This is a genomic window from Thalassococcus sp., assembly GCF_982780845.1.
The window spans coordinates 37,642-51,346 of the sequence record NZ_CEYADA010000007.1; the positions used below are offsets into that span (position 1 = coordinate 37,642).

General features: G+C 57.6%; 8 protein-coding genes. 6 read left to right on the forward strand and 2 right to left on the reverse strand.

The window, feature by feature from the left end:
- The first annotated feature begins 3 nt into the window (after positions 1 to 3).
- From AC4FIA_RS09465 to AC4FIA_RS09475, 3 genes are read left to right on the forward strand one after another with little or no spacing between them, the layout of a single operon-like run.
- The gene (locus AC4FIA_RS09465) at positions 4 to 306 is read left to right on the forward strand and encodes a sarcosine oxidase subunit delta (RefSeq protein WP_103909465.1); all 303 of its coding nucleotides are present in this window, start codon (positions 4 to 6) and stop codon (positions 304 to 306) included.
- Entirely contained in the window at positions 303 to 3,302 is a 3,000-nt protein-coding gene (locus AC4FIA_RS09470) for a sarcosine oxidase subunit alpha (protein WP_490365646.1), read from the forward strand. The genes AC4FIA_RS09465 and AC4FIA_RS09470 overlap by 4 nt, the downstream gene beginning before the upstream one ends.
- Positions 3,299 to 3,826 carry a sarcosine oxidase subunit gamma gene (locus AC4FIA_RS09475; protein WP_490365647.1) on the forward strand — a complete coding sequence of 176 codons (528 nt, stop codon included), beginning with the start codon at positions 3,299 to 3,301 and terminating at the stop codon, positions 3,824 to 3,826. Before AC4FIA_RS09470 ends, AC4FIA_RS09475 begins: the two co-directional genes overlap by 4 nt.
- Before the next feature lie 167 nt (positions 3,827 to 3,993).
- Here the strand turns inward: AC4FIA_RS09475 and AC4FIA_RS09480 are convergent, their stop codons facing one another.
- Positions 3,994 to 4,323, reverse strand: a complete 330-nt coding sequence (locus tag AC4FIA_RS09480) for a DUF2322 family protein (protein WP_490365648.1) — start codon at positions 4,321 to 4,323, stop codon at positions 3,994 to 3,996.
- 328 nt (positions 4,324 to 4,651) lie between these two features.
- On the opposite strand from AC4FIA_RS09480, the gene AC4FIA_RS09485 reads away from it, so the two are divergent.
- The 3 genes from AC4FIA_RS09485 (at position 4,652) to AC4FIA_RS09495 (ending at position 8,730) form a co-directional block, all read left to right on the forward strand.
- The gene (locus tag AC4FIA_RS09485) at positions 4,652 to 5,506 is read left to right on the forward strand and encodes a phosphate/phosphite/phosphonate ABC transporter substrate-binding protein (RefSeq protein ID WP_490365649.1); all 855 of its coding nucleotides are present in this window, start codon (positions 4,652 to 4,654) and stop codon (positions 5,504 to 5,506) included.
- 34 nt (positions 5,507 to 5,540) lie between these two features.
- Positions 5,541 to 7,376, forward strand: a complete 1,836-nt coding sequence (locus AC4FIA_RS09490) for an ATP-binding protein (protein WP_490365650.1) — start codon at positions 5,541 to 5,543, stop codon at positions 7,374 to 7,376.
- Between the two features lie 289 nt (positions 7,377 to 7,665).
- Positions 7,666 to 8,730 (forward strand): MBL fold metallo-hydrolase, encoded by a 1,065-nt coding sequence (locus AC4FIA_RS09495; RefSeq protein ID WP_490365651.1) that lies wholly within the window; start codon positions 7,666 to 7,668, stop codon positions 8,728 to 8,730.
- A 184-nt stretch (positions 8,731 to 8,914) separates the two neighbouring features.
- Here the strand turns inward: AC4FIA_RS09495 and AC4FIA_RS09500 are convergent, their stop codons facing one another.
- Positions 8,915 to 13,468, reverse strand: coding sequence for a DUF7507 domain-containing protein (locus tag AC4FIA_RS09500; protein ID WP_490365652.1), 4,554 nt, complete (start codon positions 13,466 to 13,468; stop codon positions 8,915 to 8,917).
- Positions 13,469 to 13,705 lie beyond the last annotated feature (237 nt).

Sequence of the window (13,705 nt, forward strand, 5' to 3'; positions counted from 1 at the left end):
CACATGCTTCTGATCCATTGCCCCCATTGCGAAGAAACCCTGCCCGAGGCCGAGTTCGCCTATGCCGGTCAGGCGCACATCGTGCGTCCCGCCGATCCCATGAGCCAGACCGACGAACAGTGGGAAGAGTTCCTGTTCATCCGCGAGAACGCCAAAGGCGCGCATTACGAACGCTGGCGTCACCTGCACGGGTGTGGCCGCTTCTTCAACGCGGTGCGTGACACCGTGTCTGACCGCTTTTTGACCACCTATCCCTCGGGCACACCGCGCCCGGACCTTAGCACTCTGACGGAGGGCAAAGCATGAGCTATCGCATTCCTGGACGTGGTCGCATCGACCGCACACAGCCCATCCGTTTCACCTTTGACGGTCACGATGTTGAAGGTTTCCGCGGCGATACTGTTGCTTCGGCTCTGCTTGCCCAAGGCAACCACCTTATGGGCCGGTCGTTCAAGTACCACCGTCCGCGTGGCCCGGTAGCAGCAGGCTCGGAAGAGCCCAACGCCCTGATCGGCACGCGCCGTGGCAAGGGTCAGTTCGAACCGAATACGCGCGCGACCATGCAGGAACTGCGCAAGGGGCTCGAGACAACGTCGCAAAACAAATACCCGTCGCTGAAATTCGACGTGGGTGCTGTGAACGACGCGGCCTACATGCTGTTCTCGGCGGGCTTTTACTACAAGACGTTCATGTGGCCGCGGAACTTCTGGCACAAAGTCTATGAGCCATTCATCCGCGCTGCGGCCGGTCTGGGCGTCAGCCCGACCGAAGAAGACCCCGACGTCTACGCATCGCGCAACATGCATTGCGATGTGCTGATCGTTGGTGCGGGACCGTCTGGTCTGGCTGCTGCGCGTCAGGCAGCAGGCAAGGGCCTGAAGGTGGTTCTGGTTGATGAACATTCCGAGGCGGGCGGCACTCTGCTTTCTGAGCCGCAGGCCAAGATTGATGGCGTGGCGGCATGGGATTGGCTGTCTGCCACACTGGCCGAGCTTGAGGCGGCAGGTGTGAAGGTTATGACGCGCACCACCGCCATCGGCTACTACCACGAAAACTTCATCGGTATGGTCGAGCGTTTGACCGATCACCTTGACGAGGTGCCGCAGGATACTCCGCGCGAACGTATGTGGCGTGTGCGGGCCAAGCAGGTTGTGCTGGCGCAGGGTGCGCTGGAAAAACCGCTGGTCTTCCACGGCAACGACCGTCCGGGCGTGATGCTGGCGGGATCGGCGCAGACCTTCTTGAACCGCTTTGGCGTTCTGGTGGGCAAACGTCCTGTTGTTCTGACATCGCACGATAGCGCATGGTACGCCGCGTTCGATCTGGCAGGCGCAGGTGCGCAGGTTCAGGCCATCGTCGACACACGCGCCGAAGTGCGCGCTGATCTTCTGGATCAGGCGAAAGCGCTGAACATTCCGGTCAAGCTGAGCCACACAGCCACGGCGACCTCTGGTCGTCTGCGCGTGTCTTCGCTACGCGTGAATAAGGTCTCTGGCAGCACAGTGAGCGCGGGCTCCGAAATCAAGTGTGACGCTGTGCTGATGTCCGGTGGCTGGACGCCGTCGCTGCACCTGTTTTCGCACACGAAGGGCAAACTGGCGTGGGACGATGACCTGACCACTTTCTTGCCGTCCGATACGCCCGAAGACTGCGTGATCGCGGGCGCGGGCCGTGGCCTGTGGGGAATTGAAGCAGCGCTGACAGATGGCGCGGCACAGGCCCAAGCCGCACTGGATGCACTGGGCCAGGCGGGTGACGCGGCCAGCTATGCCGTGGACGAGGATCGTCCTGGTACGGGCGTGATGCACAAAGAGCTGCCGACCGACAAACAGCCGGGGCGCGCCAAGGCGTTTGTTGACTACCAAAACGACGTGACGGCCAAAGACCTGCGTCTTGCGGTGAAAGAGGGCATGCGTTCGATCGAACACGTCAAACGCTACACCACCAACGGCATGGCGACCGATCAAGGCAAGATGTCGAACATCAACGGTCTGAACATTGCCGCCGATGCGCTTGGCAAAAAGCAGCCGCAGGTGGGTCTGACAACCTTCCGCCCGCCTTACACGCCGACAACATTTGGCGCCTTTGCTGGCTATCACCGTGGTAGCCATTTCGAAGTGACGCGGAAAACGCAGATCGACGCATGGGCCGAGGAAAACGGTGCTGTGTATGAACCCGTCGGCCAGTGGCGCCGCGCGCGTTATTTCCCCAAGTCGGGTGAAAATATGGACGCCGCGGTCAAGCGTGAATGCGCAGCAACGCGGTCCAGCGTAGGCATCTTTGACGCTTCCACGCTGGGCAAGATCGAAGTGGTTGGTCCTGATGCCGCTGAGTTCGTTAACCGCATGTACACAAACCCGTTCCTCAAACTCGCACCTGGCAAATGCCGTTATGGCCTGCTGTGCGGCGACGATGGGTTCATTCGTGACGACGGCGTGATCGGTCGCATCTCTGATGACCGTTTCCACGTCACGACCACCACTGGTGGCGCGGCACGCGTGCTGAACATGATGGAAGACTATCTGCAGACCGAATGGCCCGATCTTGATGTTTGGCTGACCTCGGTGACCGAACAGTGGTCAACCATTGCACTGAACGGCCCGAACGCTGCCAAACTGTTGCAACCCCTTGTGCCGGATCTGGTGCTGACCGAGGAAAACTTCCCGCACATGTCCTGTGCCGAAGTGGACGTGGCTGGCATTCCCGCGCGTCTGTGGCGTGTCAGCTTTACCGGCGAAATCGGTTTCGAGGTCAACGTACCTGCACCGCTGGGTCGCCAGCTGTGGGAAACGCTTTGGGAGGCAGGTCAGCAATATGACATCTGCGCCTATGGCACCGAAACGATGCACGTGCTCCGCGCCGAAAAGGGCTACATCATCGTTGGTCAGGACACCGATGGCACAGTGACGCCGTTTGATGCGGGTATGGGCTGGGCCGTTGGCAAGAAGAAGGCAGACTTTGTCGGTATGCGCGGCATGGCGCGGCCTGATCTGGTAGCTAAGGGACGCCGCCAGCTGGTCGGTCTTCTGACCGAAGACGGCTCCAAACTGGAAGAGGGGGCTCAGATCGTGCTCGACCCGAACCAGCCGATCCCGATGAAGATGGTGGGCTTTGTGACGTCGTCCTATGATCAGGGCACCGTGGGCCAGCCGATTGCGCTGGCGCTGATCGAAGGCGGGCAGGACCGGATGGGCGAAACCGTCTATATCCCGATGCTCGATCGCACCATTGCCGCCAAAATCGTCTCGACCATTTTTGTCGATCCCGAAAACAACCGTCTCAAGATCGGAGCCGCAGCATGAACGCGCTCACGTCCTTCCCGACCGAAACCCTTGTCTCGAACGCTGCCGTCAGCGTGACCAAAGTTCCCCATCGTGCGCGGCTTTCGCTGCGGGCGCGCGGCGATCTTGGTCCGCTTGAACGGGCTCTCGGCTACAGCCTTCCGCGTAAGATTGGTGGCGTGACGCTGGGCACGGCCTGTCTTGGTCCGGACGAATGGATCATCATGACGGACGATGCTGCTGCGATCATGGCCGCCTGTGCGTCCGTTGATGTGCCGCACAGCCTCGTGGATGTATCCGGACGCGAAATCTCCTTTGAGATCGAAGGTGATCGTGCAGGAGAGCTTCTGACACTTGGTTGTCCGCGCGACATCGATGCGATTGCCGACGGCACCGCGCGTCGCACTGTTTTTGACGGCGTGACCGTAACGCTGTGGCGCGATACTTCGGAACGCTTCCGTATCGACGTCTGGAACAGCTTTGCGCCCCACGTGGCGCATCTTTTGGAAATCGGCGCGCGCGAACTCGCCGCCGAAATGGCCTGAATTAGACAATCTGATCTAGAAAAGAACAGGGGCGGCGGGCAATCGCTGCATTTGGTAAGGGCGAATACCGGTTCTTAGGTTTTCAGGATCAAACGGAAGGTGAGGCCGAAGATATCTCGGCCTCACCTGTGCAAGTACGTTGCTACGGCCGATATCTTCCCAATCCGTTACCGTTGTACGATCTGCATGGTCAACGCTTCGCCGCCGCTTTGTACATCGAATAGGCGGTCTATGTTTGGGTGTGCACCGGGTCGGTTCCGTGCGTCTTTGGTGTGTTCTGCAAAGACCGCCAGTCCATGTGTGGCGGCTTCGGCATTTAGTGCCCCATAGGTTTCGAGCAGGTATTGGTAGACTGCCAGAGACCCCTGTTTGCCCGGTTGGTTCTCAATGGCTGCGACCACATTTCCTGCAGCATCGACCAACTCTAATTTCTCGATATCGTCGATGGACGGAAGCTGTTGAAGGTTTTCTTTGAACGACGAAGTCGGTTGGAACATCAGGTAGTCCTTTTCAAATGCGTGTCGCGACTGCGCATACCAGACCCAAAAACATTTGGCCAAGGGCACACAAGCGCCCAGAAAGTCCAAATTTTTATGCCTCATTCTTGGAATTTTTAAGTCCGCTGATCTTCGAAGGACTTGCATAGAACGTCACAGTTTCTGACCACGACATCAGTATCAGTTCGTCAAAAACTGGCTGATTTTGATCGAAAGACAGGTCGGGTTTCGAACTAAAGATACACTGTTTATCCTTATGGGGCCTATCTTTGAGCGCGAGAAGCTGTTCACCTACAAAAGATTAAAAGTTCAGATTGTGGGGTAGCAAATGGTCTGCAGCTCATTTCGGCAGATCTTCAAAGCGATTAGCGCCAGTGCCTTTCTTGTGGCATCTGGAGGCGCGTCAGCATGGTCTGAAACAGAATACTCTTTCGGCGTGGTTCCCCAATTCGAAGCGCGGCGGCTGTCTGATATCTGGGCACCGATTTTGGATGAGCTTGAACGTCGGACCGGTCTGAATTTAACGATGGTCGGCTCCCCCAGAATCCCCGATTTCGAGCAAGGATTTGCAAGGGGCGAATTCGATTTCACCTATATGAATCCCTATCACTCGCTGATTGCTTTCGACACTCAGGGGTACGAGCCATTGGTCCGCGACGGTGCGCGTCAATTGTTCGGTGTGCTCGTTGTCGAAAAGAACTCGGGCTACAAAGAGGTCGCGGACCTTGAAGGCAAGAAAATCGCCTTTCCAGCACCCAACGCGTTAGGAGCGTCCCTTTTGATGAGGGCGGACCTCAGCCGCCAACATGGGCTGAACTTCGTCCCGGATTTTGTGAACACACATAGTTCTGCTTACCTGAACGTATTGCTTGGCGAAGCAGAAGCGGCAGGCGGTGTCATGGCAACTTTCAACGCGCTCGACCCCGCAATCCGCGATCGACTTCGGATCGTCTACGAGACGACACGCATGCCGCCACATCCTGTTGTTGTGCACCCACGCGTGCCGGATGAAGATGCAGAGAAAGTTCGTCAGGCGTTTATTGGTATGTCCGCCAGCCCCGAGGGGAGGGAACTGCTCGCGCAGATTCCGATGCTAGAGGCTGTGCGCACCGATTCCGGCGAATATCAGGTATTGCGAGATCTCGGATTGGAAGACTTTTATGTCGAGACTGGTGTAGAGTAGTTCTCAGCCGGACACGTCCCAAATTGGATACGTCATGTCTAATTGGTCGATAAGAAAACGTCTTTTCGTCGCGACAGCGTTCTTCACATTGATCTGTGTTGCGCTCTTCCAATTGCTATGGGTTCCCCGTGTCACCACTGTTCTGGTCGAGGCTGAAAGGCGCGAGGTTCAAAGACAGGTCGATGTTCTGATCGACGGTCTCGTGCCATTTATTCTGAGCAATCAGAACGCGGCAATCTATGAAACACTGAACAATATCGAGGACCAGTTTGAGAACTGGCACAGAATTCTTGTTGTCCGTGACGATGATCGTCAGATCTACCCTTTGCACGATGTTGAGCAAGCGACTGGGGCCAACATTATCAGAATGTCTCGTGATATCCATATTCGGGGCGAGACCTGGGGACGTATCGAAATCGACGTGGATCTAAGCGAACAATTAGCCAGCTTGCATTCCGAACTGAGACGCCTTGGTGCTGCTGCTCTTTCGTTTCTAACTTTGTCGATCGCGGTTTTGGGTTTCTTCGTGGACCGCATCATCACAAAGCGGTTGGTAAAATTGGCTGCGGCCGCCGACAAATTGGGGGCAGGGGATTACGATGCCGAGTTGCCGCGTCCCGGCAACGATGAGGTCGGACGACTGACCGAAAGTTTTGGTGCAATGCGCCATCGCATTGTAGAAAACATTTCCTCAATCAACGAAGCACGCCAGCAGGCGGAAACCGCGCTGGAAACCAAATCGCGGTTTTTGGCGACAGTCAGTCATGAACTGCGAACGCCGTTGAACGGGATTATTCCGGTTGCGGACATTTTGCAGGCCTCACCTCTCGACGCGCATCAGCTGAAATTGGTCGACACGATCAAACAGTCCAGCCGGTCGCTTCTGACCATTGTTGACGACATTCTCGATCTTACACAGATGGAAGAAGGTCGGCTTGAGCTTCGCAGGGTACGGTTCGAACCGCGCAAGCTTGTGGAAGGCGTGACTGACATGCTGAAGGCCTCGGCACAGGAAAAGGCGCTATCTCTCAACTACGATGTGGACGCAGGTGTCGGCACCTATTTCGGTGATGAGGACAGAATTCGCCAGATCCTCGTAAACCTGACAGGAAATGCCATTAAGTTCACCGAGACAGGGGGCGTAACCATCAGATGCAGGTGGCTTTCGGAGGCAGAGGGAAGGTCTCAGATCCAATTCGAAGTCGAAGATAGCGGCATCGGCATTAAAGAGGCCGATCATGAACGTATCTTCGACCGTTTCGAGCAGGCCGAAGGTGGCCTGGCGCGGCGTTTCGGGGGCAGCGGCCTTGGCCTTGCTATCACAAAAAGTCTTGTTGACGCGCTGGGCGGTGAAATCGCGCTTCGAAGCAAATACGGGAAGGGAAGCGTTTTCTCGCTTACGATCCCGCTTGAAAACGCTGATGCTGAAAGCGGGATGAAACTGGTCGCGGAACAAGGCTTTAGCCAAGATGCGAGGTGTCCACACGTTGGAGCAACCGAGGCCTTTAATATCCTTGTTGTGGATGACAATACGATCAATCTGGAAATCACAAAGGCGATTTTGGGAACCCACGGTCACCGTGTCCAGACCGTTACAAACGGACGAGAGGCTGTTGCTGCGGCAGAGAAATCGGATTTTGATCTGATTTTGATGGATGTCCACATGTCCGAGATGGATGGGCTAGAAGCGACCCGCCGAATTCGCGCGCTACCCTCTGGAAGATCAGGCACCCTGATCATCGCACTAACCGCCAGCTTGTTTGATGACGACAAATCGCGCTGTCTGGCTGCAGGCATGAACGATGTGCTCGCCAAACCCTTTACGCATGAAACGATCCTGAAAAGTGTCGAAAAGCTTCGGGTCGCATGATTTGACCCCAAAGCACGCTTGCTCTGCAGTTTCATTGGTTTCAAGTACAGACCTGTGCATCGAATAAAATAGTTACGGGGCAACCCATCGATATAAGTGCGATTGGTGTCTCGGGACTTAGATTCCCCCAAATAATATGGCGCATTTTTTCCCGGTCTTTGGGACTGGGGGCGGTGAAATTGCGTCCGTCTGACAGAGCCGGTTGCTTTCATTGCCGCTTGTGCTAGCTGGCTCTTACCAATGAAAGTTGCGGCGGCGAGGCCGCGCATGATAGCCCCAAGTGGAAAATATGAAATTCAGTCGGCGCGGATTTTTTAAATATACGGCTGCGGCTTTGGGCGGCTCGGCTCTGGGCGCTTGTGGAGTGATGCAGATGCGCAGCTCGCAGAACAGGTATTACCAAGGTCCAGTCAGCGACCATTTCGATGGCGTGCGCTTTTTCAACCCCGGTGGTGCGGAACCAAAAGGTTTGGCCGATCTGTGGAAGTGGCGCACCGGCGAAAAACCCACGCCATGGCCACAGTCCATCCCGCTTGCGCAGGTCGTAAAGCCATCTGCACGTGTTGCCGATTTGAAGGTGACGATGGTGGGGCATGCCACAATGCTGGTGCAAACCCGCGGGATGAATATCTTGACCGATCCCTTTTGGTCGGACCGCGCATCGCCCGTGCAATTTGGCGGGCCAAAGCGGGTGATAAAGCCGGGAATCGCGTTTCAGGATCTGCCGCCGATTGATCTGATCCTGCTGTCGCATTGTCATTACGATCATATGGACATAGATACGCTGTCGCGGCTTAAGGCAACGCATGACCCTTTGGTGATCACCCCATTGGGCAATGACACGATCATTGCCAAAACCGGTTTGCGCTGCAGGGTGCTGGATTGGGGGCAATCGGTGCGCATTGGTGACATGGAAATTCATTGCACCCCCTGCCATCACTGGGGCGCGCGAGGGGTGTCTGATCGCTCTATGGCGCTTTGGGCGGGTTTTATGATGGAAACTCCACAGGACAGGCTGCTGTTCATCGGGGATACTGGATTTGATCAGGGTCGGCCCTATCACCATCTGGCCAAAAACTTCGGTAAGATCCGCTTGGCGATGTTGCCGATCGGAGCCTATGATCCGCGCTGGTTTATGGCCGATCAGCACCAAAACCCTGCCGAAGCGGTGACCGGCTTCCAGATACTGGATGCGCAATATGCAATCGGCCACCATTGGGGCACGATCCAGTTGACCAACGAGGGCCGTAACGATCCTAAGCTGGATTTGGCGTCCGCCCTTGCGGCTGCACAGATTGACCCGAACCGGTTTTGTGCAATGGAACCTGCCGATACCTGGAGCATCCCGGCTTAACGTCTGCCTTCTTTGAGGCAAACCTTGATCCTAAGGGCAACGGCATGGTGAGCGGCGGGTCAGGGCCAAGACCAACCGTTCCAGACGGTGGTCTCGGGTTCTTGTCACAGCATTTCAGATCGTCCGCTCCCAGTGCTCTTTGCACCAGCAGCGGTCGAAATTCCGTCAGCGAGCATGTGCCGGATCAAAAGTCCGAGCGTAACTCCATCGTAAGCGCTTGCGCGCCCGTTGCATCCGTGCCGCCGCCGATACGGATCGATCCGTTGATTGCATCAATACGACGTTCCCATGACAGCTGTAGCGAAGCAGTTTTGCCGTGACGCGTCGCCGTTCCATCGAACTCGGCCGCCCATGCGGTATCTCCATCGCGGCTGGTCGCTGTCAGCCCCATGGCGAGGCCAATTCCGCACTCTGCCTGTCTGTCGCCGAACGTACCTTCGCACAGAAGGGAGGGCCGGAATTTGAAGGCCGATATCCAGTCGGTCGCGACCGTAGCCGGATCGTCGGTACCAAATGGTCGGCGATATTCCGTTTCGAGAAACACGTTCCACGTTCCGACATCGTCCAAGGCAAAAGCATCGTTCTCTGTTTGTGATCCTTGAGAGGCTGTAACGGTCACATGCGTTCCCGGCGCATAGGCCAGATCGAAACCGAAGCGCGGCGTCAACGATCCGGATTGCAACTGATATTCACGGGATACTGATGCGCCGGCGAACAACGCCTTGTATGAATAGTCGCCCTTTGCCTTGATTGTGATCGCGCGTGGGAATTCTAATGTGAAACTGTGACGTCCAACGGCACCCGCGAGGTAGTAGTCAAACATGCCTTGCCCCGAGAGCCGCTGCGCACCGTAGATGCCCCCGAATAGGCCAATGCCGTCGATGCGACCCGTTGCGGTTCCGGCATCTACGTCGCTGCGAGAGCCGTAGCCGCCCCAGAAGAAGGCCCTGATCGCGTCCTCGCCGACAAGCCGTTCGCGGCGATGGGTAAAGCTCAACATGGCCTGCGTGCCGGTGTCGTTTGCCCGCGCATAGGAAACTTCGAGATTTTCAATGCGCCATTCGCGACGCATGCAGTTGTAGGTTTCACGGTGATATGTGCCATCGGCGCTGACGGCACTATCCTTGATGGTAAGTCGCGCAGAGCCGTCTGATGCGTCCGTATCGTCACAGTCGTCAGGGTGACCGTCTTGTAGGCGCCTCGCGGCATCACGGCTGTATCCTGAAAAGCTGTTTCCGAGGCGGCGCAGAACCAATTTCAGGTCATCTTCAAGGATGGTCTCCAACTCTGGCCGGATCTGATCGATCAGCCCATCCAGCTTGACTACGGTTGGCGTGCCGTTGCCCGCGCCGGTCCTGGCGTTGCCAGTCGGGCTGCTTTCGAGCGTTAGCGGCGTGTTCCACGCGTCCGTGGCCGACAAAGTGGCGAGGTTCGCGATGCTGCCGCTGTTCACGCTGTTCGTGTCGAGTGTGATGCTTGCGGTCCAGGTCCAGCTTTCGCCAGGATCAAGCACGCCATCGTCAGTCACGCCAGCGACAGCTTGCAAGGTTTCGTCCGGCGTTAACGGGTCGTCCAGCGAAACGGATGTGAGCGGCAACGAACCGGAATTCTCAGCCGTGATCGTATAGCGGATCACGTCGCCCACCCGCGCCGGGCTGGAAAGGCCACTCGTGTCCGCCACCTTGGTCAGGGAAAGCTCGGTCGAGATTCCAACTGGATCCATCGGAACGTGGTTGTGGACGACACCCTTCGAAAGACTTTCGGCATCGGTCCAGTCCGGGAAACTCATGTCAAAGTAAAGATAGTGCGTCGTGTCCTGACCGGCTGCAGGGGCCGTTGCGAAAGGCACGACCTCGACAACCCCAAGACCTGTCTCAGGGGTCAAGGAACCGGGCTGCGCTGGGATAAGTGTCGACGCCGTGTAGCCTGAGGCCGTGATGCTCAGGCTGTAGGTGCCGCTTGGGGCTGGCGATTGAAGCAGGAAAGAATAAGAGCCGCTCGCGTCCGTCACCTTGTTGTTGCTGTCGCCTGCCGCTGCCAGCCAGTCATTAGGTACAACGGTGGTGTCGTTGTACAGCAGCGTCACCGTGGCCCCGGCGATGGGCGCGCGTGTCAGCGCGTCATAGACGACACCGCTCGGGTCAACCATGAGCGCGTCGACGCCCGTGACGGTCCGATTGGCGCCAAGGACGATACCGATACCGCACACCTGATCGCCGTCGATCTCCGCACCCGTCGCCGAGCCGGAGGTAGAGAGAACGGTTTCATCCGAGGCATGCTGGAAGCGCACGCAGTAGTCCCCTGGAGGCAAACCGATGAAGCTGTAGATGCCTGTGGCGGATGTCGTCGCCACAGCCACCGGAGTGGCCGAGCCTTCAAGATAAAGGGTGACGACTGTGCCATTCCTCGGGCCTGCGGTATCGGCAACGGTGCCGCCAATAGAGCCAAGGAACGTCACGGTTTTTGTATCGTTATCAGAGGCGGTACCGGAAAGGTCGCTATTGGGGTCATCACCCCTGTAACCGGTGACCGTGGCCTGATTGGTCGTGTGACCGGCCAGAACGTCTTGCTCGGTGATCGTATAGGTGGCGGTGAATGTTGTGCTGTCCTGCGCGCCGGGGGCCAGATCAATAGGGCCGCCAGAGACGGCGACCATCGGATCGTTGATCGTGATCCCTGTGAGGGTGACCCCGCCGGTGTTCACGACAGTAAAGGCGTAAGAGATCGTGTCGCCCGCATCGACGCCCGGCGTGCCGAGATCGTTCAGCGTCGCGTCCTTTATCAGCGCGATGCCGGATGTGGCATCGAGAGGGGTGACCGTCGGGTCGTCTGTCGTAGGCCCGGTGCCGGAGGTGTCGCTGACGGTTCCGCCGCCGGGCAGATCGCCTGTGACTGTGGCGGTATTGCTGACGGAACCTGCGTCGATATCAGCTTGCGTGATCGTGTAGGTGGCCGTGAAGCTTGTACTGTCCTGCACGCCAGGGGCCAAGTCGATCGGCCCGCCAGAGACGGTGACCAACGGATCGCTGATCGTGATCCCTGTCAGCGTGACCGCGCCGGTGTTCTCCACGGTGAAGGCGTAAGAGATCGTGTCGCCCGCATCAACGCCTGGAGTGCCCAGATCGTTCAGCGTGGCGGTTTTGACCAGCGCGATGGCGGGCGTGGCGGTAAAACTATACTCGGTGACGTCGTCGGAACTGTTCCCATCGCCGTCGTCGCCATCGTCGGTGACGTCGTTCAGCGTTACGCCACCCGGTGCTGTGCCTGTGACAGTCGCGGTGTTGCGCAGACCACCTGCATCAACGTCGGCCTGTGTTAGGACATAAACCGCGGTGAAGTCCGTCGATGCACCGGGTGCGAGCGTTGCGACGCTTGAAGGCGAAAACGCAGCGGCCGAGAAACTGATGGGAGCCGCATCCATCCGGGTCATTGTGTCGGAGGCTACGGAAATATCGGTCAGGGGAACTGTACCATCGTTGGTCACCGTGATGGTCCACGTGACCTGATCGCCTGCGCTTGGGCCAGCAAGGCTGTCCAGATCCGTCAGTGAGGCCGTCTTAACACCGCTAAAAGCGGCGGTGTCATCGTCTGTGATGGTGCCCGTTGCGGACGCTTCGCCGATTGTGAGCGTGTAAGTTTCGTCAGCCTCGTCGAAAAGATCGTCAGCGCCCGCGACCGTGACACTGAACGCAGTTAGGCCGTCGGGAATGCTTAGGACCCCGTTTGTCAACGTAACGCCGTCGGAAAAGCTCACCGCGCCATAGTCCGTGACCGCGGTTGTCACATCGCTCAGATCAAAGGGAAAGGTCAGCCCATTGCCTGCAGCGCTTGAGAGCGTCACCACATGCTGCAGGTCTGTCCCCTCGACCTCAGTTGCGCTGGTGACGCCAGAAACCGTCGCAACGCCATCGTTGTCCTGAATGGTGCCAGTAGCCGAAACGCCGGCAACCGACAGCGTGTAGACCTCATCGCCTTCAATATCGGTATCGTCGATGGTGGGCACCGTGATGGTGAAACTGGAAATGCCTGCCGGCAATTGGAGTGAACCGCTGTTGAAGGTCACACCATCGGAGAAGGTCAGTGCTCCGACGTCTGCGTCACTTGTGGACGTGTTGCCGCGCAGCAGGGACAAAAGCTCCGACCCGTCGCTGGTGCCAGAGAGAACGACGGTATGGACGAGGTCTGTCCCTTCCGGACCCACCTCGTCGGAGACACTTTCGACCGAGGCGAAAAAGGTATCCAGTTCTTCGGCGATGTCCGTGCCGGTCGCATTGGCAGAAATGGCCGCGCTGCCACCGATGTAGTAGGCATCCGGGGTCCCGATCACCACAAGGAAGTTCTGCGTGCCAAAGGACTGCGCAAGCGCGCTGTCTGCGTCTGCGAGGAAGGTCACGGCGGAAATGGTCGTTGATCCGGTAGGCGCTCGTCTGACGAAATGCCCATAGCTACCCAAGGGACCGCAGGTCGCCTGATCTGAACACGTAATAGACCCATAGAGCACGCCCGAACTCAGCGAATTGGCGAAGGTGTCATTGTCAGGATCGGAAACAAAAAGCGCCGTCGCGCCCGGAACCCGGTTTTCAAGGCTATCTGTCAACGTGATGTTGCCGGTCGAGGAACTTGCCACATAAAGGCTGAGAACGTCGAACGATGCGGCTTTGGCAGCCTGGCCGTGGCAGAATACGACCAGCATGACCAAGAGGGCAGGCAACATGCCGAAAACGCGTCCGAGAATCATCGAAGCTTCTACTCATCAAAAAAGGCCCGTTTTGGTACGTTCCAAGGGCACACGACTCAATTGTGCGAATGAGGGGGGCGATCACTCTTTGGATATGCAAAAAGCCGGACATTTCAGCCGCGCTGCACGTCGTCCTTTTGGAAGGGGCCCCAGTAACATTCGCTGTTCTGAGCAGAGCAAGGCCCGTGCCATCCGATGGTCAGGCTTTGTTCCGGCGATGGTCGTCGCACCACGCGA